The organism is uncultured Serinicoccus sp. (assembly GCF_947500995.1).
Classification (GTDB): Bacteria; Actinomycetota; Actinomycetes; order Actinomycetales; family Dermatophilaceae; genus Ornithinicoccus.
Genome location: NZ_CANMUA010000001.1, coordinates 267,181 through 293,198 on the forward strand (window position 1 = coordinate 267,181; position 26,018 = coordinate 293,198).

Consider the following 26,018-nt stretch of genomic DNA (forward strand, 5'->3'; position numbering starts at 1 on the left):
TCAGCGGTCGACGGTGGCGATCATGAGCTCGACGCTGCGTCCGGCGTCCAGCGTGGCGGTCCCACGGTAGGCGCCGGTGGTGCGCGCCGAGACCGGGGGCAGGGACGTGCCCGAGCCGGCGGCGCCGAACTGCACCGCCAGGGTCTCGGTCATGACGAGCTGCTGGTGGGTCATCGCGGCGTCCCACACCTCGTCGTCGCCGACGACGGTGAGGCTGATGCGGTCCGTGACCTCCAGACCGGCGTCCTTGCGGGCACCCTGCACGGCACGGACCAGGTCGCGCGCCAGGCCCTCCTTGGCCAGGTCCTCGGTCACCTCGGTGTCGAGGACGACGAAGCCCCCGCCGGGCCCGCCGAGCATGGCGGTCGCGCGCGACCCGGCACCCTCGGCGCCGTCGCCGGGACGGTCACCGACGACGGTCTCGAGGGTGAACTCGCCCTCGACCAGCTCGATCCCGCCGCTGGTCACCGTGCCGTCGTCCGCCACCTGCCAGTCGCCGGACTTGCTTCCCCTGATGGCCTGCTGGACCTGCTTGCCGAGGCGGGGCCCGGCGGCCCGGGCGTTGACGGCGAGCCGCTGCTCGACACCCCAGTCGGCGGCGGACTCCTCGCTGCTGTCCTGGACCACCACCTCCCGCACGTTGACCTCCTCACGGACGATCTCGGCGAGGTCCGACAGCCCCTGCGGGTGGGCCGTCACGACGGTGAGCCGGGCCAGCGGCAGCCGGACCCGCAGCCCCTGCGCCTTGCGCAGACCCAGGGTGGTCGAGCAGACCTCGCGCACGGTGTCCATCGAGGCCACCAGCTCCGCGTCCGCCGGCAGGTCGCCGGCCTCCGGCCAGTCGGTGAGGTGCACCGACTCGCCGCCGGTGAGCCCACGCCATACCTCCTCGGTCAGCAGCGGGAGCAGCGGGGCGGCGACGCGACAGGTGATCTCGAGGACGGTATAGAGCGTGTCGAAGGCCTCGTGGTCCTCGGCCCAGAAGCGGTCCCGGGAGCGCCGGATGTACCAGTTGGTGAGGACGTCGACGAAGTCGCGGATGACCTCGGCGGCGACCGCGATCTCGTTGCCGTCGTAGGCGGCCTGGGCCGCCTCGACGAACTCGCGGGTCTTCGCCAGCACGTAGCGGTCGAGCTGGTGCCCCGAGCCGGTCGACCAGCGCGCCTCGTAGCCCGCGGCGTTGGCGTAGAGCCCGAAGAAGTACCACGCGTTCCACAGCGGGATCATCGTCTGGCGCACGCCGTCGCGGATCCCCTGCTCGGTGACGATGAGGTTGCCGCCGCGCAGGATCGGGGAGGACATGAGGAACCAGCGCATCGCGTCCGCGCCGTCGCGGTCGAAGACCTCTCGGACGTCGGGGTAGTTCTTCAGCGACTTGGACATCTTCTGCCCGTCGCTGCCGAGCACGATGCCGTGCGAGAGGCACGTGGAGAACGCCGGCCGGTCGAAGAGCGCGGTGGCCAGGATGTGCAGGGTGTAGAACCACCCGCGGGTCTGCCCGATGTACTCGACGATGAAGTCGGCCGGGAAGTGCTCCTCGAACCACTGCTCGTTCTCGAACGGGTAGTGGACCTGGGCGTAGCTCATCGACCCGGAGTCGAACCACACGTCGAGCACGTCCTCGACGCGGCGCATGGTGCTCGCCCCCGTCGGGTCGTCCGGGTTGGGGCGGGTCAGCTCGTCGACGAACGGCCGGTGCAGGTCGACCTGGCCGTCGCGGTCGCGCGGGAGCGTGCCGAAGTCGGCCTCGATCTCCTCGAGGCTGCCGTAGACGTCGATGCGCGGGTAGGCCGGGTCGTCGCTGCGCCACACCGGGATCGGGCTGCCCCAGAAGCGGTTGCGGGAGATCGACCAGTCGCGGGCGTTCTCCAGCCAACGGCCGAACTGCCCGTGCTTGATGTGCTCGGGCACCCAGGTGATGTCCTCGTTGGTCCGCAGCATGTCGTCCTTGAAGGCCGTCACCTCGACGAACCAGGAGGAGACCGCCTTGTAGATGAGCGGCTGCTTGCAGCGCCAGCAGTGCGGGTAGGAGTGGGCGTAGGACTCGCGGCGCAGCAGCACGGTGCCCTCGGTCACCGAGGCGGTGTCGTGCTGCTCCCCGCCGAGCTGGTTGCGGGTGGCGGCCTTGAGGTGGTCCATGATCGGCGCGTTGGCGTCGAAGACCAGCATCCCGGCGTACTCCTCCACCGGCGCGGTGAAGGCACCGTCCGGGCCGACCGGCATGACCGGCTCGATGCCCTCGCGGTCGGTGACCACCTTGTCGTCCTCACCGAAGGCGCCGGCGGTGTGGACCAGGCCGGTGCCGTCCGTGGTCGTGACGAACTCGGCGACGACCAGCCGGTGCGCCCGCTCCCAGCCCTGGTAGTAGGAGAACGGCGGCACGTAGGAGCGCCCGGTCAGCTGGGCGCCGGTGTAGGTGCCGAGCACCTCCGGGTCCTCGCCGAGCTCGTGGGCGTATGCCGCGAGCCTCTCCTTCGCGACGAGGTAGCGCTCACCGCCGCCGACCTGGGCGTCCTCGGGGCTGGCGCCGGGGAGCGGGGCCCGCACCACGACATACTCGATGTCCTCGCCGACCATGATCGCGAGGTTGGCCGGGAGGGTCCACGGCGTGGTGGTCCACACCAGGGCCAGCGCGCCGTCCAGGACATCATCGACCGGCGCCGCAGGATCCTGTTTCGGCAGCAGCCGCGCGCCGACGGTGACCGCCGGGTCCTGGCGCACCTGGTAGACCTCGTCGTCCATGCGCAGCTCGTGGTTGGACAGCGGGGTCTGGTCGTTCCAGCAGTACGGCAGGACGCGGAAGCCCTCGTAGACCAGGCCCTTGTCGTAGAGCCGCTTGAACGCCCAGAGGACCGACTCCATGTAGTCGACGTTGAGCGTCTTGTAGTCGCCCTCGAAGTCGACCCAGCGCGCCTGGCGGGTGACGTAGTCCTGCCACTCGTCGGTGTACTTGAGCACCGACTCGCGGCACTTGGCGTTGAACGCCTCGATGCCGAGGCCGAGGATCTCGTCCTTGGTCTTGATGCCGAGCTGGTCCATCGCCTCGAGCTCGGCCGGCAGCCCGTGGGTGTCCCAGCCGAAGCGGCGCTCGACCCGCTTGCCCCGCATGGTCTGGTATCGCGGGACGACGTCCTTGACGTAGCCGGTGAGCAGGTGGCCGTAGTGCGGCAGGCCGTTGGCGAAGGGGGGCCCGTCGTAGAAGACGTACTCGTTGGCGCCGCCCTCGCCGGGGTCGCGCTGCTCGACGCTCCGGGCGAAGGTGCCGTGCTCGCGCCAGTAGGCCAGCACGGCCTGCTCGATCTCCGGGAAGCGCGGGGAGGGGGTGAGCGCGTCGGCGGAGGTGCTGGACTGGGGGTAGGCCATGGGTGGGCGGCTCCTGGGGTGTGGCGGGGCGGGCGTTGCGTGCGGTCGTGTCGTGGTCGTTCCAGTGCCACGAGGACGACGCTGCCGGGGTATGACGCCCGGTCGGCACCGCGGTACCACCTCGCTTGCCCGCCGTCGCCCTCCGGGCCCTGGCCAGGGTCCTCGTGACGCGACGTGCCGCTTCGTGCCGGCTGTGACGGGCCTACCCGTGCGGGTCTAGTGCGCTCACCGTCGGCATACGGTGGCGGTTCTTCCGCAGGCTCGCCGCTGATGACGGCTCGGACGCCTGTCCTCACCATGCTAGCGCCTCCGCGCCCGAGCGAGGCGTGCCACCGTCTGCCTGGCGGCGGAGTCGTGCGACGGAGTTCTCGCCAGGCAGGGGCGGTGCGCGTGACGTCCCGACGACACGCGCGGCCAGATCGGCTCATCCGCGCACGTGCGCACCTGAGCCGTCAGCCGTCGGCGCGTCTGCGGCGCGTCCTCGGCGGGTGGCCCGCCACGGCTGCTCCGGGAAGTGGCGGGCGAACCGGCCGGTGCCCGTGGCGGCAGGGGCTTGTCGAAGCCGCGCGAGGCGAGCACGCCGGCGATGCGCCGCACCGTGGCCCAGGGCGTGGCGTGCACGTCAGGGCTGCGCACGACGACGAGCCGCCAGCCGCGCCCGTCGAGCCACTCGCGGCGGTCGATGTCGTGGCCCCACTGACCGGCGTCCTCGGCATGGTGGCGCCCGTCGTACTCGATGGCGACCTTGAGCTCGGGGTAGCTCAGGTCCAGACGGTAGCGGGGCGACCCTTCCTCGTCGACCAGCGTGACCTGGACCCGGGGCTCGGGCAGCCCGGCCAGGACCAGCAGCAGCCTCACCTTGGTCTCCATGGGTGACTCGGCACCCCTCCGGACCAGCAAGGCCGCCTGACGGGCGCGTGCCGAACCGCGGTCCTGCGCCGCGTCCACCAGCTGGCCCGGGGTCACGCGACCCCGGTGCACCAGTGAGTCACCGAGGACGACGAGAGCCACCAGGTCCAGGTCGTGGGCGAGGTCGAGGAAGGTCTGGGCGGGGGTGGTGACTCGGATGCCGCCGAACACCCACGTCGCCGGGTCCGGGTGGACGTGCCACTCTAGCCCCTCGCGCCGGCGCCGGTCCTGGGCCCGCCGCACGGTCAGGTGCACCAGCGGCGAGCGGGGCACGACCGCGCCGTAGAGCCGGGCCGCGGAGTGGTGGCTGATGACGGCGTCGGGTGCGACGAGCAAGGCCGCCCGCGCCAGCAGCAGGGCGGTGAGGGTCACGCTGGCGGGTAGCCGGACGCTCCCGAAGAGGCGACGGAAGCCCGGGCCGTCCAGGGCGTGCTTGGTCAGTCCGGCCCGCAGCCCGTCCTGGCGGAGGAAGGGCACCGACGGGTCGAAGGGCTCGCTCATGCGGTCTACCGTGCCGGATCGCCCGACCTGCTCACCGAGCTTGTCCACAGGCGTACCCAGGACGGGCGTCGGCGTGCCGACGACACGCGCGCCTGGAGCGGCTCATCCGCGCACGTGCGTACCTCAGCCGGTCTGACCGGGCGTGTCGGCGGGACGAACCGACGCCGGGGACGGCCGAGGGCCGGGAGCGTGTGCTCCCGGCCCTCGGTGATGCTGCGGTATGCCGTCAGCGACGGTCGCGCGGGGTGGTCGCCCCACCCGCACCGAACCCGTCGTCGTCGGGGTCGGCCAGGCGGTTCGCGCCGGAGTCGTCGCGCACCTGGTTGGCCTCGGCGAGGTCACGCACGGACATGTCCTTGTCGGCGTCCAGCTTGCCGAGCTCGGCGAGCTTGCCGCTCTTGCGGTCCGCGAGGTACTCGTTCATCTCCTTCTTGATGACCGGCAGCAGGAAGTAGACGCCGAGCAGGTTGACGAACGCGCAGACGAACAGGAAGTTGTCCGCGAACGCCAGCACCTGGCCGAAGTTGAGGATGCAGCCCGCCACCGTGAAGAGGAGGAACACGACCCGGTAGATGAGGGTCGAGGTCCGGGTGTCGCCGAAGAGGTAGTTCCACGCCCGCTGGCCGTAGTAGGACCAGGTGATGAGGGTGGAGATCGCGAACAGCGCGACCGCGACGGCCAGGATCGTCGGGAACCACGAGATGTTCTCGGCGAAGGCGTCGGAGGTGATGACCACACCACCGCCGTAGTCGTAGCTGTCGTCCGCGAAGACCTGCTCACGGGTCTCGTTGTAGAACGTGGTGTCCGCGATGACGATCGTCAGGGCGGTCATGGTGCAGACGAGGACGGTGTCGATGAACGGCTCGAACATCGCGACGAAGCCCTCGGACACCGGCCGGCGGGTCTTCACGGTCGAGTGCGCGATCGGGGCCGAGCCCAGGCCCGCCTCGTTGGAGAAGGCCGAGCGGGTCAGGCCGACGACCAGGGCACCGATGAATCCACCGGTGACCCCCTCGGCGGTGAAGGCGCCGGTGAGGATGTCGCCGATGGCACCGGGGATGTGCGGGATGTTCGTCAGGATGACGACGAAGCAGGCGAGCACGTAGATGCCACCCATGAGCGGGACCAGCGTCGAGGTGACCCGGCCGATGGACTTCATCCCACCGATGATGACCGCGCCGATGAGGGCGGCGAGGACGAGACCGAAGATGAGCCCCGCGGAGGTGGAGGCCAGGAAGCTGTCCTCACCACCGGTGACCTCGACGGCCTGCGAGTAGGTCTGGTTGGCCTGGAACATGTTGCCGCCGCCGACGCCGAAGAAGAGGATCGCGAGGGCGAAGAGGCCGGTGAGGCCCACCGAGAGGAACTTGGGGAACTTGCTGAACGCGACGGGGAGGTACTTGAACGGTCCGCCGGAGACGGTGCCGTCGGCGCGGATCTCGCGGTACTTCACGCCGAGCGTGCACTCGGCGAACTTCGTCGCCATGCCGAAGAGACCGGCCAGGATCATCCAGAAGGTCGCCCCGGGGCCACCCAGGGTGACGGCGACGCCGACACCGGCGATGTTGCCCAGGCCCACGGTGCCCGAGACGGCGGAGGTCAACGCCTGGTAGTGCGGGATCTCACCCGGGTCGTCCGGGGAGGAGTACTTGCCCCGCAGCGTGTCCCACGCCACCTTGATGCCGCGGAACTGGATGAACCCGAAGTAGAACGAGATGATGATGGCTGCGGCGAGCAGCCACATCACGACGAAGGGCATCGGGATGCCGGGGATCTCGAAGAAGATGATGTCGCCGGAGACCTTGGTGATCGTCTCGAAGCTGGAGTCGACGGTGGACTCGAGGTTCTGGACCCACTGGGGGTCATCGACCGCCTCGGCCATGGACAGGGGAATTGTTCGCAACATGCGTCACACTGTTTGCCACATCAGGTGATTGGTCAACGACATACCCTGATCGTGACCAAAATGTGATCGTCCCCAGGAACACCTGGCCGGCCGTCCTCGTTGAGGCACTCCGTCCGCGCGGCCACCCCGTCGCGGTCTGTGACAATACCGAGCATGACGCACACCCACCAGATCGCTCCCTCGCGCCCGGCGCAGCTGCCCGAGCGCCCGTCCGTCGACGGCCTCGAGGAGAAGTGGGTCGCGGTATGGAAGGACACCGACGTCTACGCCTTCGACCGGGACACCGCGCTGGCCGGCCCGCGGGAGCAGGTCTTCGCCGTCGACACCCCGCCCCCGACCGCGTCCGGCACGCTGCACCTCGGTCACGTCTTCGGCTACACCCAGGCCGACTGCCTGGCGCGCTACCACCGGATGACCGGCAAGCACGTGTTCTACCCCATCGGGTGGGACGACAACGGGCTGCCGACCGAGAAGCGGGTGCAGAACTACTACGGCGTGCGCGGCGACGCGTCCCTGCCCTACGACCCCGACTTCACCCCGCCGCAGCGCGGTGGCGACGGCAAGAGCCTCAAGGCTGCCGACCAGGTGCCCGTGGGCCGCTCCACCTTCATCGAGCTCTGCGAGGAGCTCACGGTCATCGACGAGCAGGCCTTCGAGGACGTCTTCCGCCGCCTCGGCCTGGCCATCGACTGGAACGTGCAGTACCGCACCATCGGCGACCGCTCCCGGGCCGTCGCGCAGCAGGCGTTCCTGCGCAACCTCGCCCGCGGCGAGGCATACCAGGCCCTGGCACCCGGCCTCTGGGACATCACCTTCCAGACCGCCGTCGCCCAGGCCGAGCTCGAGGCGCGCGACTACCCCGGCGCCTACCACCGGGTGGCCTACCACCGCGCCGACGGGGACCCGGTCCACATCGAGACGACCCGCCCCGAGCTCATCCCCGCCGTCGTCGCGCTCATCGCCCACCCTGACGACGAGCGGTATGCCGACCTCTTCGGCACCACGGTCACCTCGCCGCTGTTCGGGGTCGAGGTGCCCGTGCTCGCCCACCCGCTCGCGGAGATGGACAAGGGCGCCGGCATCGCGATGTGCTGCACCTTCGGCGACATGACCGACGTGCAGTGGTGGCGCGAGCTGCAGCTCCCGACCCGGTCGGTCATCACCCGGGCCGGCCGGGTGCAGGAGCAGACCCCGGAGTGGGTCGCCGGAGGCCCCGGCGAGCAGCTCTGGACCGAGCGGCTGGCCGGCCGGACCGTGCACGCCGCCCGGGAGGCCGTGGTCGAGGCCCTGCGGGCGTCCGGCGACCTCGACGGCGAGCCCACGAAGACGCAGCGCAAGGCCAACTTCTACGAGCGCGGCGAGAAGCCGCTGGAGATCGTCACCAGCCGCCAGTGGTTCATCCGCAACGGTGGCCGCGAGGAGGGCGCCCCCGGGCTGCGTGAGGCGCTCATCGCCCGCGGGGAGGAGGTCGACTTCCACCCCGGCTTCATGCGCAGCCGCTACCGCAACTGGGTCGAGGGCCTCAACGGCGACTGGCTCATCAGCCGCCAGCGCTTCTTCGGCGTCCCGTTCCCGGTCTGGTATGCCGTAGACGCCGCCGGGGAGGTCGACCACGACACCGTCCTCGTGCCCGACGAGGCGCGACTGCCGATCGACCCGGTGAGCGATGTGCCGGAGGGCTACACCGAGGACCAGCGCGACCAGCCCGGCGGCTTCACCGCCGACACCGACGTCATGGACACGTGGGCGACGTCCTCGCTCTCCCCGCAGATCGCGGCCGGGTGGCCCACGCGCGGCGGGGCCGGCGAGGGCTCGGACCCCGAGCTCTTCGAGGCGATCTTCCCGTTCGACATGCGGCCCCAGGGGCACGACATCATCCGCACCTGGCTCTTCGCGACGATGGTCCGCGCGCACCACGAGCACGGCACGGTGCCGTGGACCGACGCCTACCTCAACGGCTGGATCCTCGACCCGGACCGCAAGAAGATGTCCAAGTCCAAGGGCAACGCCGTCACCCCGCTGGACATGCTCCAGGCCAGCGGGACCGACGCGGTGCGCTACTGGGCGGCCGCGGCGCGCCCCGGCGTCGACACGGTCGACGACCCCAACCAGGTCAAGGTCGGGCGCCGGCTGGCGATCAAGCTGCTCAACGCCAGCTCCTTCGTCCTCGGCTTCGGCGAGCTGCCGGAGGGCTCCTCCGAGGCCGACCTCGTCACCGAGCCGCTGGACCGGGGGATGCTGGCCGGGCTGGCCGAGGTCGTGCGCCGGGCCACCCAGGCCTACGAGGCCTGGGACTACTCCACCGCGCTGGACGTCACCGAGTCGTTCTTCTGGACCTTCTGCGACGACTACCTCGAGCTGGTCAAGGAGCGCGCCTACGGCGGGGAGTTCTCCGCCGACGGACCGACGGACGACCCGACGCCGCAGACGCTGTCCGCCCGCGCGGCCCTGCGGCTCGCCCTGTCGGTGCAGCTGCGGCTGCTGGCACCGGTGATCTCGTTCGCGACCGAGGAGGTGTGGTCGTGGTGGCACGACGCGGGCACCTCGGTGCACACCCAGCCGTGGCCCGTGGTGGAGGAGCTGGCCGTGGCCGAGGGTGCCGACGCCGCCCTGCTCGGCACGGTCGGGCAGGCCCTGGCCGGCCTGCGCCGGGCCAAGTCGGAGGCCAAGGTCAAGATGCGCACCCCGATCTCGGCGGCGACGGTGGCCGGCCCGGCCGGCGAGCTGGACCGGGTCCGCGCCGCCCTCACCGACCTGGCGGCCGCCGGCAAGGTGACCGGCGAGCTGACCTTCGCCGAGGCCGACCAGCTCGGCGTGCGCGACGTCGCCCTCGTGGAGGCCCCGGCTTAGGGTGAGGTATGCGCAGGGGCACGGGGTCGACCAGTGGTGTCGTCCTCGCGGTGCTCGCCGCGGTGGCCGGGCTGAGCCTGCTGCTGTGGAGCTCCAGCAGCGGCCGGCCGCTGCTGGGGCCTCCCACCGGCACGTGGGAGCCCGAGATCGGCCTGCCCCCGCCGCTGCCGGTCGCCGAGCAGACCGCGGCGACGGCCGCGCCCTCGGGGTCCCGCCCCCCGCCGCAGGAGGGCTGGGCGGTCGACTGGCTGCTCGTCGGCGTCCTCCTGCTGGTCGTCGTGGTCGTCCTGCTCGTCGTCCGCGCGCTCCTGGCCCGCGACCGGCACGACGACGAGCCGCTGGGGATGGAGGAGGACGAGCAGCTCGCCGCGCTGCTCGAGGCCAGCGGTGACGACGTGCGCTACCGCGCGCTCGCCGAGGGTGACCCCCGCAACGCGGTCGTGGCCTGCTGGGTGGCGCTCGAGGAGGCCGTCCGCCGGTCCGGTCTGCCGGACAACCCGGCCGAGACGGCCAGCGAGCTGACCCGGCGGGTGCTGGGCCGCTGGGAGGTCGACGAGACCTCGATCCGCACCCTGTCGGAGGCCTACCGCGAGGCCCGCTTCTCCCGGCACCCGGTGTCCGAGGAGCAGCGCGAGCAGGCCGTCGCCGCGCTCGAGCGCATCCACGAGGACCTGCGCCGCCGGGCCCTCGCCGAGCAGGAGCGGGCTCCCTCCGAGGGCGAGGGCGAGCAGCCATGACCAGGTCCCTCCCGCCGCTGCCGCACCGGCAGCAGGCGCTCGCCACCGACCTGCGCCGCCACCTGGTGCCGGCCCTGGTCATCGCGGTCCTGCTCGGCGGGCTGCTCTTCTTCATCGGCGCCCTGCCCTACGCCTGGCCCCTGGCCCTGCTCGTCGTGGTGCTGGCCGGCGTGGTGGGCGGGCTGCTCACCTGGGGGCTGTCCACGACGGCCCGGGACGTCGAGCAGGCCTACTGGGTCTCGACCCCGCGCCAGGAGGCTGCGCCCCCGGACGCGATGGACTACCGCCTGCTGCGGCTGCGCCGGGACCTGCGGGACGCCCTGGAGCGCGACGACCGCACGGACGAGATCTACCCCGTCATCCGCGAGCTCGCCGCCGAGCGCCTGCTCGCCCACCACGACGTCGACCTCGAGACCCAGCCCGAGCAGGCCCGGGCGCTGCTCGACCCGCACCTGGCCGACTACCTCGAGCACCCGCCCACGGGCACCCGCCGACGCAGCCGGAGCGCGCTGCATACCGCCATCGAAGGAGTCGAGAAGCTGTGAACGACACCCCCACCCCCGCCCTGGACGTGCCCGAGGTGTCCCGTCGCGCCGCGCAGGTGCTCGACCGGGTCGAGCAGGCGGTCGTCGGCAAGCGTGAGGCGCTGACACTGGTGCTGACCGCGGTCCTCTCCCGCGGCCACGTCCTCCTCGAGGACTTCCCGGGGCTCGGCAAGACGCTGGCCGCCCGCTCCTTCGCCCAGACCCTGGGGCTGGACTTCACCCGGGCGCAGTTCACCCCCGATCTGCTCCCCTCCGACCTCACCGGGTCCTTCGTCTTCGACCAGAGGAGCACCGAGTTCGTCTTCCGGCCCGGGCCGCTGTTCACCGGGCTGCTGCTCGCGGACGAGATCAACCGCACCCCGCCGAAGACCCAGTCGGCCCTGCTCGAGGCGATGCAGGAGCACCAGGTGACCGTCGAGGGCCAGACCTTCGCCCTGCCGCAGCCGTTCCACGTGCTGGCCACCGCCAACCCGGTGGAGTACGAGGGCACCTACCCCCTCCCCGAGGCGCAGCTGGACCGCTTCCTGGCGCGGGTGTCCTTCGGCTACCCCTCCCCCGAAGAGGAGTGGGACGTGCTGCGCCGCCGCGTCGCCCGGCAGTCCGAGGACCAGCGGCTCGAGCCGGTCACCGACGCCGCCGGGCTTGCCGCCATGCAGGACGCGGTCGAGCGGGTCCCGGTCGAGGACGACATCTCCCGCTACTGCGTCGAGCTGGCCTCGGCGACGCGCCGGCACCGCGCCGTGCTCGTCGGCGCCTCCCCGCGCGGCTCGCTCGCCCTCATGCTCACCTCCCGGGCGTATGCCGTCGTCCACGGCCGCGACTACGTCACGCCCGAGGACGTCAAGGCGGTGGCGCACGCCGTGCTCGACCACCGCATCTCGATCAAGCCCGAGCTGTGGATGTCCGACACCGGGGGCGCCGCGGTGGTGACGGCCGCCCTGGGACAGGTGCCCGTGCCCGGCTCGCGGACGGGGGCCTCCACGGTGGACGAGGACGACGCGACGGCCGAGCGGGCCGCGGCGCGGTCCTGATGGCGGCCTTCGAGCGGGCCGACGCCTGGCGACCCACGCACGCGCTCCAGCGCTGCCTCGTCGCCGTGCTCACGATCGCCCCGGTGGCGCTGGTGTTCCGGCGTCCGGACCTGCTCGTGCTGGTCAGCCCGCTCGCCCTCGTGCTCGCCTGGAGCCTCGCGACCCGTCCGCAGGAGCGCCCCGACCACCGGTTCGGGCTCTCGCACGCGCAGGTCCGGGAGGGCGACCAGGCGCTCGCCGTCGCCGACCTCGAGCCGGTGGAGGGTGCCGAGGTCCTCTCGGCCGCCCTCACGCCCGCCCCCTTCGTCACGGCGGTGCTCAGGGAGCGGATGCGCCAGGCGCGGGACAGCGACGACCTGCTCGTCCAGCGGACCTGCACCGTGGCCGACGCCGACGGGCCCCGGGTGCAGGGCTACCGGCGGCTGCTCGTCGGGGTCCGGGTGACCCGGTGGGGGGTGCGCCGGATCGGGCCGCTGCAGGTCGCCGCGGCGAGCGCCTGGGGCTCCTACCGGTGGGGTCCGCTGTCGATGGACGCGCAGGCGCTGCGGGTACTGCCCCAGCCGGCGGCCTTCGACACCTCCGCGCCGGCCCCGCACCCGCGCGGGCTGGTGGGGATGCACCGCTCCAGCCGCCCCGGGGAGGGCAGCGAGTTCGCGACGATCCGCCCCTTCCAGGTCGGCGACCGGCTGCGGCGTATCCACTGGCCCCGCTCGAGCCGGACCGGGGAGCTGCACGTGACCTCTAGCTACGCCGACCAGGACACGCACGTCGCCGTGCTCGTCGACGCGCACTACGACCTGGGCCGCTCCGGCGGCCTGGACGGCGACGTGAGCTCCCTCGACCGGTCGGTGCGGGCCGCGGCCGCGATCGCCGAGCACTTCCTGCACCAGGGCGACCGGGTCAGCCTCCGGGTGCTCTCGGCGCGCACCCCGCTCGTGGTGCCGACCGGCACCGGTCGGCGGCACGGGGTCCGGATCCTCGACACCCTCAGCGGGGTGCAGGCCTCGGTGGACGAGCAGACCGACCCGCGCCGGGTCCACCTCGGGATCGGTTCGGGGACCCTCGTGGTGATGATCTCCTCCCTGGTCTCCCCCGACGCGCTCACCCAGGCCGCGACCCTGGCGGCGCGCGGCACCTCGGTCGTCGTGGTGGACGCCCTCGGCGAGGCCGTCGCCCGGGTGGCGCCCAGCGGCGAGCGCGACGCCCTGGCACGGACCGCCTGGCGGATCCGGATGCTCGAGCGGGACCGGGAGATCCGGGCGATCCGCGCGCAGGGCGTCGCGGTGGTGCCCTGGCTGGGCCCGGGCAGCCTGGACGTCGTGCTGCTGGAGCTGGCCCGCCGCCGACGCCGGGTGGGTGCCTGATGGGCGAGTTACGCGAGCACTGGGTCAACCTGCGGACCGCCTCCCCCAGCCACCTGCGGGTGCGGTTGGTGGCGCTGGTCGGGTCGGTCGTCTTCGCACTGTGCCTCGTCGCGGCCGGCGGCGGGGGGCCGACCGTCTGGATCGGCACGGTCGTGCTGGGCGCGCTCGTCGTGGCCCAGCCCGCCGGTGTCATGCCGGCCCTCTTCCTCGTGTGGGCCATCGCGGCCTGGTGGGCCGCCGTCCCGGGGCCGTGGCACTGGGCGCTCCTGCCCGCGGCGTGGAGCCTGCTGCTCGTGCACGCGAGCGCGGCCCTCGCGGCCTCGGTGCCGCCCCAGGCGACCGTGCCCCGCTCCGTCCTCCTCCGGTATGCCGCCCGCGTCGGCGTCGTCGCCGCGGCGGTCACCCTCGTCTGGGGGCTGGCGGCGCTCGCCGCCGCAGGGAGCGGCGGGAGCGCCGGCGTCGGGCCGGTGCCCAGCATCATCGGCCTGGCCCTCCTGGCCGGGGCTCTGCTCGGCTACGTCCGCCTCCGCCGCCACCACACCGCACCGGACGCGCCGTAGGACGACACCGGACGCGTGCTCAGCCCGCACCGGACGCGCCGTCGGCCCGCGGTCGTGCTGCACGGGCCGGGGTCACGGCATACCTCGCGCCCCTCGCCCCGGCCTATGCTGGCGCCCATGCACGCGCTCGTCGACCTGACCGCCGGGCGATGAGCGGGGGTCGGTCGCGGCGTCGCTTCCCGCAGTCGGTGTACGCCCTGGGCAGCGACCCGGACCCCCGCTTCAGCCTGGCCAACGAGCGCACCTTCCTCGCGTGGATCCGCACGGCGCTCGCCTTCCTCGCCGCGGGGGTCGCCTTGGAGGCGCTCGCGGTGCCGATCGCCCCGGGCTACCGGCTGGCCGCCGCTGCCGTCTTCGTCGTGCTCGGGATGCTGGCCTCGGTGCAGGCGTGGGTGGGGTGGTTCCGGGTCGAGCGGGCGATGCGCGAGGGTCGGACCCTCCCGCCGCTCACCATCGGTGCCGTCATCGCGGTCGGTGTGCTGCTGGCCATCCTCCTCGTCGCGGTGGGGCTGCTCGCGTGACCGTCGGACCGGACCGGCCCTACGACCCCGGGTTGCAGCCGGAGCGCACCCTGCTGGCCTGGCGCCGGACGGCGCTCGCGCTCGCCGTCGTCTCGGCCGCGATCGCGAGGTATGCCGGTGACCGGCTCGGTCTCGTCGCCGCCGCACTCGTGGGTGTGGTGGGTGTCGCGGGCGCGGCGTGGGCCTACCACCGGGCGACGCAGCGCTACCGCCGGATGCATCTGTGGTTGCACCGCGAGGACACGTTGGCCGGCGACGGGTCCGCCTTCGCCGTCGCCAGCGCCTCCCTGGGCCTCGTGGCCGTGGCGGCTGCGGTCTACGTGCTGCAGGTGGGGCTGGAGAGGCTCGCCTGATCCGTCACGGCACGAGAGGTCCCGTCGCCCTGCCCATCACGCGCTCGGTGCGGTCTGACCACGCGTCCGGTGTGTCCTGGACGCGCCTCTGGTGTGTTCCGACCACGCGTCTGGTGTGTGCTGGACGCGCGTCCGGTGCGCGGGTCAGGCGCTCTCCTTGCGCTGCTGACGCTTGCGGGGGGCGACGTCGCGCCGGACGATCGTGGGGTTGACGTTCTCCTGGACGACCTCGCGGGTGATGACCACCTTGGCGATCTGGTCGTCGGAGGGGACGTCGAACATCACCGGCAGCAGCACCTCCTCCAGGATGGCCCGCAGCCCGCGGGCTCCGGTGCCGCGCAGCAACGCCTGGTCGGCGATGGCCTCGAGCGCCTCGTCGGCGAACTCCAGCTCCACGCCGTCGATCTCGAACATCTTCTGGTACTGCTTCACCAGCGCGTTGCGCGGCTCGGTGAGGATGTTGACCAGGGCGTCGCGGTCCAGCGGCGACACGGTGGTGATGACGGGCAGACGCCCGATGAACTCGGGGATGAGCCCGAACTTCATGAGGTCCTCCGGCAGCACGTCCCCGAAGTGCTCCCCGGCGTCCTTGGCCGACTTCAGCTCGGCGCCGAAGCCGAGCCCCTGCTTGCCGGTCCGCGACTCGATGATCTTCTCCATGCCGGCGAAGGCCCCGCCAACGATGAAGAGCACGTTGCCGGTGTCGATCTGGATGAACTCCTGGTGCGGGTGCTTGCGCCCGCCCTGCGGCGGGACGCTGGCGACCGTACCCTCGAGGATCTTCAGCAGCGCCTGCTGCACACCCTCCCCGGAGACGTCCCGGGTGATCGAGGGGTTCTCGCTCTTGCGGGCGATCTTGTCGATCTCGTCGATGTAGATGATCCCGGTCTCGGCCTTCTTGACGTCGAAGTCGGCGGCCTGGATGAGCTTGAGCAGGATGTTCTCGACGTCCTCGCCGACGTAGCCGGCCTCGGTGAGCGCCGTCGCGTCGGCGATGGCGAAGGGGACGTTGAGCATCCGCGCGAGGGTCTGGGCGAGATACGTCTTGCCGCACCCGGTCGGGCCGATGAGCAGGATGTTGGACTTGGCGATGTCGACGTTGTCCTCGCCGGCGCTCTTGCCCTCACCGGCCTGGATCCGCTTGTAGTGGTTGTAGACGGCGACGGCCAGCGCCCGCTTGGCGGGGTCCTGGCCGACGACGTAGTTCTGGAGGAAGTCGAAGATCTCGCGCGGCTTGGGCAGCTGGCCCAGCCCCAGGTCGCTGGACTCGGCCAGCTCCTCCTCGATGATCTCGTTGCACAGGTCGATGCACTCGTCGCAGATGTAGACCCCGGGGCCGGCGATCAGCTTCTTGACCTGCTTCTGGCTCTTCCCGCAGAAAGAGCACTTCAGCAGCTCGCTGCTCTCGCCCATACGTGCCACGTGGTCGGTCCTTCCTGAGCTCGGGCCTACGGTCCGTCGGACGAGCCGGGCTCGTCCTGTCCGCCCGACGCTACCTTGCCGGGAGGGGTTTGGGCAGGGTTTTCCAGGCCCCGCCCGCGTGTTGACGCCTGGTGTCCGCTGTCAGCGCAACGGCTCGCGCCGACGCGGCGCCAGGCCCCGGTATGCCGACGGCCGGGCCCGCGCGGACCCGGCCGTCGGCATACCTCGGCGCCTCAGTCGTCCAGCGACGCCTTGCGCGAGGCGAGGACCTCGTCGACGAGGCCGTACTCCTTGGCCTCGGCGGCGGTGAGGATCTTGTCGCGCTCGATGTCCTTCTGCACCTGCTCGGCGCTGCGGCCGGAGTGCTTGGCCCAGGTCTCCTCCAGCCAGGTGCGCATCCGCAGCACCTCGTTGGCCTGGATCTCGATGTCGGACGCCTGGCCGTAGTCGCCACCGGCCAGCGCAGGCTGGTGAATGAGCACCCGGGCGTTGGGCAGCGCGAACCGCTTGCCCGGCGCCCCGGCCGCCAGCAGCACGGCGGCCGCCGAGGCGGCCTGGCCGATGACGAAGGTCTGCACGTCCGGCTTGATGTACTGCATCGTGTCGTAGATCGCAGTCAGCGCGGTGAACGAGCCACCGGGTGAGTTGATGTACATGAGGATGTCGCGGTCCGGGTCCTGGCTCTCCAGCACGATGAGCTGGGCGATGATGTCGTCGGCCGACGCGTCGTCGACCTGGACGCCGAGGAAGATGATCCGGTCCTCGAAGAGCTTGGTGTAGGGGTCCTGGCGCTTGGTGCCGTAGGAGGTGCGCTCCTCGAACTGCGGCAGGATGTAGCGGCTGCTCGGCGCGAGCTGCGCCGGCACACCACCACCAGGCTGCTGCTGGGGGGCGGTGCCCATCCAGGCGCCACCGGCGTAGGGGCTCTGCTGCTGGGGGTAGGTCATCGGGAGATCAGCTCTCTTCTCGCGTCTGGGGCCGGTCAGGAGGTGGGCGACGACGGCGCGTCGCCGGAGCGCTCGTAGACGTGGTCCACGAAGCCGTAGTCCTTGGCCTCGGTGGCGGTGAACCAGCGGTCGCGGTCGGAGTCGCGGGTGATCTGCTCCACGCTCTGACCGGTGTGCTCGGCGATGAGCTCGGCCATCTGCTGCTTGATGTGCAGCATCTGCTCGGCCTGGATCTTGATGTCGGAGGCGGTGCCGCCGATGCCGCCCGAGGGCTGGTGCATCATCACCCGGGCGTGCGGGGTGGCGTAGCGCTTGCCGGGCGCACCCGCGGAGAGCAGGAACTGCCCCATCGAGGCGGCGAGGCCCATCGCGACGGTCGCGACGTCGTTGGGGATCCACTGCATGGTGTCGAAGATCGCCATGCCGGCGGTCACCGAACCACCCGGTGAGTTGATGTAGAGCCAGATGTCCTTCTCCGGGTCCTCGGCGGCCAGGAGGAGCAGCTGGGCACAGATCGCGTTGGCGTTATCGTCGCGCACGTCCGAGCCCAGGAAGATGATGCGCTCCTTGAGCAGGCGGTTGTAGATCTGGTCGTCCAGACCGGCCTGTGCCGGGCGCTCGGCCATGGTGGTGTCCTCAGTCATGTGCTGCTTTCCCTCGCTTCGTCCGGGGTATGCCGTGCGGCACGTGTGCTTGTCAGTGACCCTAACGCCCGCCCCGGTCGCGACACTCCCGCCCCGGGGCGATGTTCGCCGTGAGCGCACTGCCGGCCCGGCCGCGGGTGGGCCGGGCCGGGTGCCCGTGGGCGGGCGGACGGCCCCCGCCGTTCTAGGCTTGGCCGGTGACCGCCTCCCCCCGCACCGACCGCACCTGGCTGGTGGCCCTGGCCGCCTCGCTCTGGGGGCTCTCCGCCCTCTGGCGGGGCCCGCTCGCCCAGGAGCTGCCGTCGCTGGCCATCGTCTTCTGGGAGCACGTGCTGCTCACGCTCGCCCTGCTGCCGTGGCTGGTGCCGGCGCTGCGCCGGTGGCGGGCCGCGACGGCGCGCACGCAGGTCAGCGTCCTCGTCATCGGTGCCGGCAGCTCGGCGCTCGCGACCACGCTCTTCACCGCCGCCTTCCGGCTGGGCGACCCCATCACGCCGCAGGTCCTGCAGAAGCTGCAGCCGTTCATCGCCCTGGCGCTGGCGGCGGTGCTGCTGGGCGAGCGCCTGCGCCGCTCCTACCTCCTCTTCCTCGTGCCCGCGGTGGTCGGCGCGTGGCTGATGACCTTCGCCGACCCCCTCGCGGTGAGCGTGAGCTCGGCCCAGGCGGCCCTGCTGGCCCTGGGGGCAGCCGCCCTGTGGGCGGCCGGGACCGTGCTGGGCCGGGCGGCCAGCGCCGAGCTGCGGTTCGTCGACCTCACCGCCCTGCGCTTCGCCTTCGGCCTGGTCACCCTCGCGGTCATCGCCGCCCTCACCGGGACCCCGCTCGCGGTGCCGCTGTCCGCGGCCCCCTCCATCCTCGCCCTCGCCCTGCTGCCCGGGCTCGCGGCGATGACGCTCTACTACCGGGCGCTGCGGCATACCCCCGCCGCACGGGCGACCCTCGCCGAGCTCACCTTCCCGCTCACCGCGGCTCTCATCGGCGTCGTCGCCTTCAGCAGCCGGCCCGAGCCCACGCAGTGGCTGGGCATGGCGGTCGTCGTGGCCACGGTCGTGGCGCTGTCGCTGCACGAGCACCGGGCTCAGCGCCCCTCGGTCAGCGCCCCCGCGCCCGCCGACGCCCTGCGCTGACCCTCCCCGACCACCGCCCGCCCCGGCGTGGCCGGGCGTCGCCGCCCCTCGCCTTCCGGGCGTGGGCCGCCCCGGCTCTCCCCGGCCCGGCGTGGGTGCGACTGCACCGGGTATGTCGCCGTCACGCCTCGCTGGGTGACATATCCGCTGCAGTCGCGCACCGCGGCCGCAGCCGGTCTCGTCGAACGCGTGCGGGCGCTCAGCCTCGTCCCGGGAAGTGGCGGCGCCACTCGTCGCTCGGCGGCTCGAGCGGGATGCCCCGCTGCGCGAAGATCCGCCGCAGACGCTCCACCGTCCGGCCCGGCGTGCGGTAGATGTCGGCGCCGACGAGCACGACGATGCGCCACGCAGCGTCCTCGAAGTCCTCCCGGCGCCCGAGGTCCGCCTCCCACTGGTCCTCCCGCTCGACGTGGTGCCTCCCGTCGTACTCCACCGCGGTCCGTGTCGCCCGGTCCCCCGCATCGAGCCGCCGCACCAGGTCGCCCCGTTCGTCGTGGAAGCGGAGGTCGGTCTCGAGCTCGGGAAGGCCCGAGAGCACGCGCAGCATCCGCGCCCGGGTCTCCATGGGTGAGTCCACGCCGGCCCGGACGAGGCCTGCCGCTCGCCGGGCGAGGCGGGAGCCCCGGCCCGTCGACTCCTGCGTCCCCTGCCCCAGCCGCTCGGGCGTGATCCGGCGCCGGGCGACGAGGCTGTCGCCCAGCACCACCAGGTCGACGAGGTCGAGGACGCGCGCGCAGTCGAGGAAGGTGTCCAGCGGCGTGCTGACCCGCTGACCCCGGAAGACCACCGGCTCCCGCGACGAGGCGTGCACGACGAGATCCTCGCGGGCCGACCGCGGCCGCCCCGTCGGCACGCTGACGTGCGGACGCACCGCGTGCGGGACGACGCCACCCCACAGCTCTGCGGCGGTGTGGTGGGACGCGAAGGCGTCGGCCGGCGCGACCAGCAGCACGGCCCGGGCGCGCACGTAGCCGTCCACCCGCACCCGGCGGTCGACATACACGCCGCGCAGGAGGCACACGTGGTCCCGGTGCAGCTGCGCCCGCGTCATCCCCACCTCGCGCGCACGGCGGTACGTGAACGGCATCGCCGTGAACCCCTCGGCGCTCCCCTCAGGCTGGCTCATCGAGCCAGCGTGCCTGCTCCCCTCCCGTGCTCGCAGACGTTGTCCACAGCCCACCCCGAGCACGAGAAAAGCGACTGCACCGGGTATGCCGTGAACTCACCCTGCTGGGCGGCATACCCGGTGCAGTCGCGCACCGTGCGTGGTGGGTCAGGCATTGGCGGCCGACTCCTCCTCGGTCTCGACGACCTCGTCACCGGCCTCGACGACCTGGTCGCCCGGGGCGACCTCCTCGTCGGCGTCCTCGTCGTCGTCGCCCTCGATGGCGTCCAGGTCGACCACGTTGCCCTCGGTGTCGGTGACCGTCGCCTGCTCCAGCACGTTGGCGAGCGCCTTGCGGCGGCCGACCTCGGCGACCATGGCGGGCACCTGGTTCTGCTGGTCGATCTGCTGCGCGAACTGCTGGGCGTTCATGCCGTACTGCTGCGCGGTCATCATGATGTACTCGATGAGCTCGCCCTGGTCGACCTCGACCTCGTCGCGCTTGACCAGCGCGTCCAGCAGGAACTGCGTCTGCATGGCCTTCTTCGTCGACTCGGTCACCTCGGCGCGGTGCTCGTCGTCCTCCAGGCGGTCCTCGCCCTCGAGGTGACGGTGCACCTCGGCCTCGACGAGGCTGTCCGGCACGGGGATCTCGACCATCTCGAGCATGGCCTCGAGGACCTTGTCGCGGGCGGCGACGCCCTGCTCGAACCGGGCGCCCTGCTCGGCCTGCTGGGCGAGGTCGGCGCGCAGCTCGTCCATGGTGTCGAACTGGCTCGCGAGCTGGGCGAACTCGTCGTCCAGCTCGGGCAGCTCGCGCTCCTTGGCGGCCTGGACGGTCACGGTGACGTCGGCCTTCTCGCCCTTGCGGTCACCGCCGGCGAGCGGGGACTGGAACTCCACCGTCTCCCCGGCCTTGGTGCCGCGCAGCGCCGTGTCGAGGCCGTCGAGCATGGTGCCCGAGCCGATCTCGTAGGACACGCCGGTCACCGAGTCGATCTCCTCCTCGCCGATCGTGGCGGTGAGGTCGATCGTCAGGTGGTCGCCGGTCTTGGCCTTGCGCTTGATCGGCTTGAGGGTGCCGAAGCGCTCACGCAGGTTGTCGATCCGGGTCTGGACGTCCTCCTCGGAGGCCTGGACCGGGTCGACCTGGACCTCGATGCCGGAGAAGTCCGGCAGCTCGAACTGCGGGACGATGTCGACCTCGGCCTCGAAGGCGAGGTCCTGGCCCTCCTCCATCGGCAGCGAGGTGAGGTTGACCTCGGGCTGGCTCAGCGGGGTGAGGTCGTTCTCGGTCATCGCCTGCGTGTAGTACTCCGGGAGCGCCTCGTTGACGGCCTCCTGCACCACGGCACCGCGCCCGAAGCGCTGGTCGATGATCCGGTTCGGGACCTTGCCCTTGCGGAAGCCGGGGATCTGCACGTTGGCGCCGATGCTCTTGTAGGCGGCGTCCAGCCGCGGCTTGAGGTCGGCGGCGGGGACCTCGACGGTCAGCTTGACCCGGGTCGGGGTCAGGGTCTCGACAGCGCTCTTCACTGCTGGTTGCTCCGTTGTCATGTCGGGGGTATGTCGTGGCCCGCCGGGCACAGATAGGCCGCGGGCGGGCACGCGGATCAGCACCATGCTAGGTGGTCGGGGTAGCCGGATTCGAACCGGCGGCCTTCCGCTCCCAAAGCGGACGCGCTACCAAGCTGCGCCATACCCCGTGGCGGGGCGGCGTCACGGCCGCCCCAGGTGGAGGTTTAGACTAACTGCTCGGCCAGGGCGAGCAGGACGTCGCGCTGGTCACGCGGGTGTAGCTCAATGGTAGAGCCCCAGTCTTCCAAACTGGCTACGCGGGTTCGATTCCCGTCACCCGCTCCACCCCACCCCGCTCGTCGGACGCCGGTCCCCACCCGGTACGGCCCGCTCAGGAGCCGTCGTCCGGGGGCACCATCTCCCCACGGACGCCGAGCAGCCGCACCGGCCGGTGGTCCTCGAGCCGCTCGTAGAGCGCGAAGGCCTCCCCCGCCAGCACCTCGGGGTCGGTCGTGGGCGCGGCCAGGACTTGGGACCGGTGCACGGTGAAGAACGGCGCGAAGCGGACCTTGAGGTGGACGCGCCGGACGGGGCGGCCCTCCTCCCCGACGTCCGCGACGACCCGCTCCGCGAGCCCGCCCAGGGCCTCGCGCACCTGCTCGGGGGTGAGCAGGTCCTCCTGGTAGGTCGTCTCCCGCCCCCGGGCGCGCGCCACCCAGGGCGTGTCGTCGGGGCGGTCCGCGCCCTCCCCGCGCGCCAGCTCGGACAGCCGCGGACCGTTGCCCGGGCCGAACTCGGCGCGCAGCACCTCGTCGTCGGCGTGGGCCAGCTCGGCCACCGTCGCGATGCCCAGCCCGGCCAGCCGGCTGGCGATCCGCCGGCCGACGCCCCACAGCGCCGTCGTGGGCCGTGGGCCCATCACCTCGAGCCAGGTGTCGGGGGTGAGGACGGCCGTGCCGCGGGGCTTGCCGAGGTCGGTGGCGGTCTTGGCCCGGACCAGGGTGTCGCCGATCCCGACCGAGCAGTGCAACGCGGTCTCGCGCAGCACCGCGGCCTGCAGGCCCCGCGCCACCTCCTGCGGGTCGTCGGCCCGGATGCCGACGAAGGCCTCGTCCCAGCCGAGGACCTGCACCACCGCGTACGGCCAGCCGCGCAGGACCGCCATGACCTGCTCCGAGGCGTCCTCGTAGGCGGGCAGGTCGAGCGGCAGGAACACCGCACCGGGGCACCGTCGGGCGGCGACGCGCAACGGCATACCGGAGCGGATGCCGTGCTCGCGCGCCTCGTAGGACGCGGTCGACACCACGGCCCGCTCGGTCGGGTCGCCCCGGCCGCCGACCACGACGGGCCGACCGGCCAGCTCTGGACGGCGCAGGACCTCCACGGCGGCGAGGAACTGGTCCAGGTCGACGTGCAGCACCCAGCGTCGGCTCACCCGACCATGGTGGCCGAGCCCGTGGACCGGCGCCACGGGGCGTGGCGCCCCGGTCGCCGGTGACGGCGCGGGTTAGCGTGAAGGGGTGGCGCCGGGACGGTCGGCGCGCGGTCGATCGCAGGGAGTCGTATGTCTGTCCACCACGCCCGTGCCCGTCGCCGGTGGGCGGCCCTGACCGCGACGGCGGTGGTGCTCGCCGCATGCACCCCGGGCGCGGACTCCCCCGGCTCGTCGGACGGGACGGGGTCGCAGACCGGCACTGACGGGTCCTCCGACGGTGGTGGTGACCCGGCAGGTGAGGGGGGTGAGGGGTCCGACACCCCGGCCGCCGCGCCCGTGGCCGACCCGGAGCAGACCGTGCTCGCCGGCGGGACAGCCGCGGAGCTCTCGGTCGAGGCCTCGCGCGCCTTCTTCGAGAGCGCCCCTGTGGTCGTCGTCGCGGCGCAGGACGAGCAGCTGGCCGCCGCCTCGGCCGGCGTCGCCCTCGGCGTGCCGGTCCTCGTGGACGGCCCCGGGGTGGCCGAGGAGGTCGAGCGGCTCGGCGCGGAGACGGCCCTCACCGTCGGGCCCGTCGAGGACCCGGGTGTCGACGTGCTGGCCGTCGAGGACGCGCAGGCGCTGGCCGAGGTCCTCGATGTCGAGGGGCCGGCCGAGCCGGTGCCCGACGGCGAGCAGGTCCAGGCCCTGGTCGGGCTCGAGCCGGGGGCGAGGACCGTGCTGACGGGAGCGGACCAGGACGACACCCCGCCCGGGGCCGACACCGACGCCGCGACCCGGACCGCGGGCGACCCGGCCGGGCAGACGGAGGCCCCGGCGGAGCCGCTGGAGTCCGACGTCGAGGAGCTGCCGGAGACCTCCGCCCCCGAGCCGGTCGACGGGGTCACGGTGATGACGACGGGCGTCGACCGGGACGTCGCCGCCGTCGCCTCGGCCCGGGCCGTCGGCGCGCCGGTGCTGGTCGTGCCGGAGGGCGACCCCCGGGCCACCTCCGAGACGGTGCAGGCGCTGGCCGACGCGGACCCGCGCACGGTCATCGGCATCGGGGAGGAGTTCGGTGCCGCGCAGACGCTGGCCTGGCGGGCGCAGACGGCCGCGACCGGCGTCGAGCTGCCCGGCGGGGGCCAGCTCGTGCTCCCCGACAAGACCTACGTCGCGCTCTACGGCAACCCGACGACGTCCTCGCTCGGCGTCCTCGGGGAGCAGGGCCCCGAGGAGACGGTCGAGCGGGCCGAGGAGGTGGCGGCACCCTACGCCGACCTCACCGACGAGCCGGTCGTGCCGGCGCTGGAGATCATCGCCACCGTCGCCAGCTCGGACGCCGGGGCGGACGGCAACTACAGCAACGAGATGGACCTCGAGACCCTGCGGCCCCTGGTCGACCTGGCCGAGGAGCACGGGATGTACGTCGTGCTCGACCTCCAACCGGGTCGGACCGACTTCCTCACCCAGGCGAAGGTCTACGAGGAGCTGCTGCGGCGCCCGCACGTCGGCCTCGCGCTGGACCCGGAGTGGCGGCTGGGCCCCAGCGAGGTGCACCTGCAGCAGATCGGGCAGGTCGACGTCGCCGAGGTCGACGCCGTGGTCGACTGGCTGGCCGACCTCACGCGCGACCACGACCTGCCGCAGAAGATGCTGGTCCTGCACCAGTTCCAGACCCGCATGATCCCCGGGGCCGACGAGGTCGACCAGTCCCGCACCGAGGTCGCGGTGCTCATCCATGCGGACGGGCAGGGCGCCCAGGCGGACAAGCAGGGCACCTGGCGGTCGCTGCACGACCACGCCCCGTCGGTGCCGTACTGGGGCTGGAAGAACTTCTACGACGAGGACCTCCCCGGGCCGCTCTCGCCGGAGCAGACGATGCAGGTCGAGCCGACGCCCGACTTCATCAGCTACCAGTAGGGCGACGCGCCGGGGACCCGGACAGGTCCACCACGCCGAGGCCCCCGACCGGTCCGTCCGGTCGGGGGCCTCGTCGTGAGTGGTGTCAGGGCAGCGGGGGCACGGTGCCGTCCGCCTCGTAGGCGCTCACCATGTCGATGCGGCGCTGGTGGCGCGGGTCGCCGGAGAAGGCGGTGGCGAGGAAGACCTCGACCATCGCCCGGGCCTCCTCGACGCTGTGCATGCGGGCGCCGATCGACAGGACCTGGGCGTCGTTGTGCTCGCGCATGAGCCGCGCGAGCTCCGGGTTGTAGGCCAGCCCGGCCCGGATGCCGGCGACCTTGTTGGCCGCCATCTGCTCGCCGTTGCCGGACCCGCCGAGCACGATCCCGAGCGACCCCTCCTCCTGCGCGACCGCCCGGGCCGCGCGCAGCACGAAGACCGGGTAGTCGTCCTGGGGGTCGTGGTCGAGGGGGCCGTGGTCGACCACGTCGTGACCCTGCTCGGCCAGCCAGGCCACGAGGTCGCGCTGCAGCTCGTAGGCGGCGTGGTCACCACCGATGTGCACCCTCATGTCCGCTCCTCCTCAGCTGAAGTCGGGACCCACGCTGCGGGTCCGCTTCATCTCGTAGAAACCGGGGGTGCCCGCGACGAGCAGGCAGCCGTCCCAGAGCCGGCCGGCGGCCTCGCCCTTGGGGGCCGGGGTGACGACGGGTCCGAAGAAGGCGACGTCCTCGACGCGCACCACCGGCGTGCCCACGTCGTCGCCGACGAGGTCGATGGCCCGCTGGTGGCTGGCCCGCAGGGCCTCGTCGTGCTCCTCGCCGGCGCCCGCCTGCGCGAGCGCCGGGTCGAGGCCGAGCTCGTCCAGCACCTCGGTGGTGATGGTGTCGAGGTCCTCGCTGCCGCGGCCCTCCAGGTGGATCCGCTGGCCGTAGGCGTCGTACATCCTCCGGCGCAGGGCGTTGGCCTCGTCGTCGGGCAGGTCGGCCGTGGCGGCGACGATGGTCCGGACCGGGCCCCACGCGCGGTCGAGCATCGCGCGGTAGCCCTCGTCGAGGTCGCGGCCCTCGTTGAGGACCGCCAGGCTCATGACCGAGAAGGTGATCTCGAGGTCACGCACCTCCGCCGCCTCGAGCAGCCAGCGGGAGGTCATCCAGGCCCACGGGCACGCCGGGTCGAAGAACATCTCGGCATGGGTGGTACCGCCGGAGAGGGCAGGGGACTCGTGATGCGTCATGCGACCATCGTGTCACGGCATACCCTGTCCTTCAGCCGCACCCGACGCTCGACGAGGAGACT

The 26,018-nt window shown here is 72.5% G+C and carries 22 protein-coding genes and 2 tRNA genes; 11 read left to right on the top strand and 13 right to left on the bottom strand.

The window, feature by feature from the left end; all coding sequences use genetic code 11:
- The 3 genes from ileS to Q0967_RS01140 form a co-directional block, all read right to left on the bottom strand.
- Entirely contained in the window at positions 1–3,363 is a 3,363-nt protein-coding gene (ileS, locus tag Q0967_RS01130; RefSeq protein WP_298747434.1) for an isoleucine--tRNA ligase, read from the bottom strand.
- 300 nt (positions 3,364–3,663) lie between these two features.
- Positions 3,664–4,773, bottom strand: a complete 1,110-nt coding sequence (locus tag Q0967_RS01135; RefSeq protein WP_298747432.1) for a hypothetical protein — start codon at positions 4,771–4,773, stop codon at positions 3,664–3,666.
- Positions 4,774–4,999: 226 nt separating this feature from the next.
- A complete protein-coding gene (locus tag Q0967_RS01140) occupies positions 5,000–6,679 on the bottom strand; it encodes a sodium:alanine symporter family protein (protein ID WP_299448846.1) in 1,680 nt (559 codons plus the stop codon).
- A gap of 153 nt (positions 6,680–6,832) precedes the next feature.
- Here Q0967_RS01140 and valS point away from each other — a divergent pair, with 153 nt between their 5' ends.
- The 8 genes from valS to Q0967_RS01180 all read left to right on the top strand — a co-directional run bounded on the left by valS (position 6,833) and on the right by Q0967_RS01180 (position 14,640).
- Complete coding sequence (gene valS, locus Q0967_RS01145; protein WP_298747428.1) at positions 6,833–9,529, top strand: valine--tRNA ligase; 2,697 nt, start codon at positions 6,833–6,835, stop codon at positions 9,527–9,529.
- 8 nt (positions 9,530–9,537) lie between these two features.
- On the top strand, positions 9,538–10,266 hold the full coding sequence (locus tag Q0967_RS01150; RefSeq protein WP_298747424.1) for a DUF4129 domain-containing protein: 729 nt from the start codon (positions 9,538–9,540) through the stop codon (positions 10,264–10,266).
- Complete coding sequence (locus Q0967_RS01155; protein WP_298747421.1) at positions 10,263–10,811, top strand: hypothetical protein; 549 nt, start codon at positions 10,263–10,265, stop codon at positions 10,809–10,811. Before Q0967_RS01150 ends, Q0967_RS01155 begins: the two co-directional genes overlap by 4 nt.
- Entirely contained in the window at positions 10,808–11,842 is a 1,035-nt protein-coding gene (locus Q0967_RS01160; protein WP_298747418.1) for a MoxR family ATPase, read from the top strand. Before Q0967_RS01155 ends, Q0967_RS01160 begins: the two co-directional genes overlap by 4 nt.
- Positions 11,842–13,206 carry a DUF58 domain-containing protein gene (locus tag Q0967_RS01165; protein WP_298747415.1) on the top strand — a complete coding sequence of 455 codons (1,365 nt, stop codon included), beginning with the start codon at positions 11,842–11,844 and terminating at the stop codon, positions 13,204–13,206. Before Q0967_RS01160 ends, Q0967_RS01165 begins: the two co-directional genes overlap by 1 nt.
- Positions 13,206–13,766, top strand: a complete 561-nt coding sequence (locus Q0967_RS01170; RefSeq protein ID WP_298747412.1) for a hypothetical protein — start codon at positions 13,206–13,208, stop codon at positions 13,764–13,766. The genes Q0967_RS01165 and Q0967_RS01170 overlap by 1 nt, the downstream gene beginning before the upstream one ends.
- A 149-nt stretch (positions 13,767–13,915) precedes the next feature.
- Complete coding sequence (locus Q0967_RS01175) at positions 13,916–14,287, top strand: YidH family protein (RefSeq protein WP_130014729.1); 372 nt, start codon at positions 13,916–13,918, stop codon at positions 14,285–14,287.
- Entirely contained in the window at positions 14,284–14,640 is a 357-nt protein-coding gene (locus Q0967_RS01180; RefSeq protein WP_298747404.1) for a DUF202 domain-containing protein, read from the top strand. The genes Q0967_RS01175 and Q0967_RS01180 overlap by 4 nt, the downstream gene beginning before the upstream one ends.
- A 144-nt stretch (positions 14,641–14,784) precedes the next feature.
- On the opposite strand, the gene clpX is transcribed toward Q0967_RS01180, so the two are convergent.
- The 3 genes from clpX to Q0967_RS01195 all read right to left on the bottom strand — a co-directional run bounded on the left by clpX (position 14,785) and on the right by Q0967_RS01195 (position 17,653).
- Positions 14,785–16,062 (bottom strand): ATP-dependent Clp protease ATP-binding subunit ClpX, encoded by a 1,278-nt coding sequence (gene clpX / locus Q0967_RS01185; protein ID WP_298747401.1) that lies wholly within the window; start codon positions 16,060–16,062, stop codon positions 14,785–14,787.
- 233 nt (positions 16,063–16,295) lie between these two features.
- Positions 16,296–16,964 carry an ATP-dependent Clp protease proteolytic subunit gene (locus Q0967_RS01190; protein ID WP_298748187.1) on the bottom strand — a complete coding sequence of 223 codons (669 nt, stop codon included), beginning with the start codon at positions 16,962–16,964 and terminating at the stop codon, positions 16,296–16,298.
- Positions 16,965–17,044: 80 nt separating this feature from the next.
- Positions 17,045–17,653, bottom strand: a complete 609-nt coding sequence (locus Q0967_RS01195) for an ATP-dependent Clp protease proteolytic subunit (protein WP_298747399.1) — start codon at positions 17,651–17,653, stop codon at positions 17,045–17,047.
- Between the two features lie 197 nt (positions 17,654–17,850).
- Here Q0967_RS01195 and Q0967_RS01200 point away from each other — a divergent pair, with 197 nt between their 5' ends.
- On the top strand, positions 17,851–18,780 hold the full coding sequence (locus Q0967_RS01200; RefSeq protein WP_298747396.1) for a DMT family transporter: 930 nt from the start codon (positions 17,851–17,853) through the stop codon (positions 18,778–18,780).
- Between the two features lie 199 nt (positions 18,781–18,979).
- On the opposite strand, the gene Q0967_RS01205 is transcribed toward Q0967_RS01200, so the two are convergent.
- From Q0967_RS01205 to Q0967_RS01220, 4 genes are all read right to left on the bottom strand, one after another.
- Positions 18,980–19,906 (bottom strand): hypothetical protein, encoded by a 927-nt coding sequence (locus Q0967_RS01205; RefSeq protein ID WP_298747394.1) that lies wholly within the window; start codon positions 19,904–19,906, stop codon positions 18,980–18,982.
- Positions 19,903–20,061 (bottom strand): hypothetical protein, encoded by a 159-nt coding sequence (locus tag Q0967_RS01210; RefSeq protein ID WP_299448853.1) that lies wholly within the window; start codon positions 20,059–20,061, stop codon positions 19,903–19,905. Before Q0967_RS01210 ends, Q0967_RS01205 begins: the two co-directional genes overlap by 4 nt.
- Entirely contained in the window at positions 20,054–21,421 is a 1,368-nt protein-coding gene (tig, locus tag Q0967_RS01215) for a trigger factor (protein ID WP_299448855.1), read from the bottom strand. The genes Q0967_RS01210 and tig overlap by 8 nt, the downstream gene beginning before the upstream one ends.
- Positions 21,422–21,514: 93 nt before the next feature.
- A tRNA-Pro gene (locus Q0967_RS01220) sits at positions 21,515–21,591 on the bottom strand.
- Positions 21,592–21,674: 83 nt separating this feature from the next.
- Between Q0967_RS01220 and Q0967_RS01225 the strand changes: the two genes are divergently transcribed.
- A tRNA-Gly gene (locus tag Q0967_RS01225) sits at positions 21,675–21,748 on the top strand.
- A 46-nt stretch (positions 21,749–21,794) separates the two neighbouring features.
- Here the strand turns inward: Q0967_RS01225 and Q0967_RS01230 are convergent.
- Positions 21,795–22,838 (bottom strand): DNA polymerase IV, encoded by a 1,044-nt coding sequence (locus Q0967_RS01230; protein ID WP_298747388.1) that lies wholly within the window; start codon positions 22,836–22,838, stop codon positions 21,795–21,797.
- A 129-nt stretch (positions 22,839–22,967) separates the two neighbouring features.
- On the opposite strand from Q0967_RS01230, the gene Q0967_RS01235 reads away from it, so the two are divergent.
- Positions 22,968–24,737, top strand: a complete 1,770-nt coding sequence (locus tag Q0967_RS01235) for a hypothetical protein (RefSeq protein WP_298747385.1) — start codon at positions 22,968–22,970, stop codon at positions 24,735–24,737.
- 85 nt (positions 24,738–24,822) lie between these two features.
- Here Q0967_RS01235 and Q0967_RS01240 read toward each other — a convergent pair whose 3' ends face one another.
- Together Q0967_RS01240 and Q0967_RS01245 are read right to left on the bottom strand one after the other, a co-directional pair.
- Positions 24,823–25,290, bottom strand: a complete 468-nt coding sequence (locus Q0967_RS01240; protein ID WP_298747382.1) for a ribose-5-phosphate isomerase — start codon at positions 25,288–25,290, stop codon at positions 24,823–24,825.
- Between the two features lie 12 nt (positions 25,291–25,302).
- Positions 25,303–25,956 carry a disulfide bond formation protein DsbA gene (locus tag Q0967_RS01245; protein ID WP_298747379.1) on the bottom strand — a complete coding sequence of 218 codons (654 nt, stop codon included), beginning with the start codon at positions 25,954–25,956 and terminating at the stop codon, positions 25,303–25,305.
- Positions 25,957–26,018 lie beyond the last annotated feature (62 nt).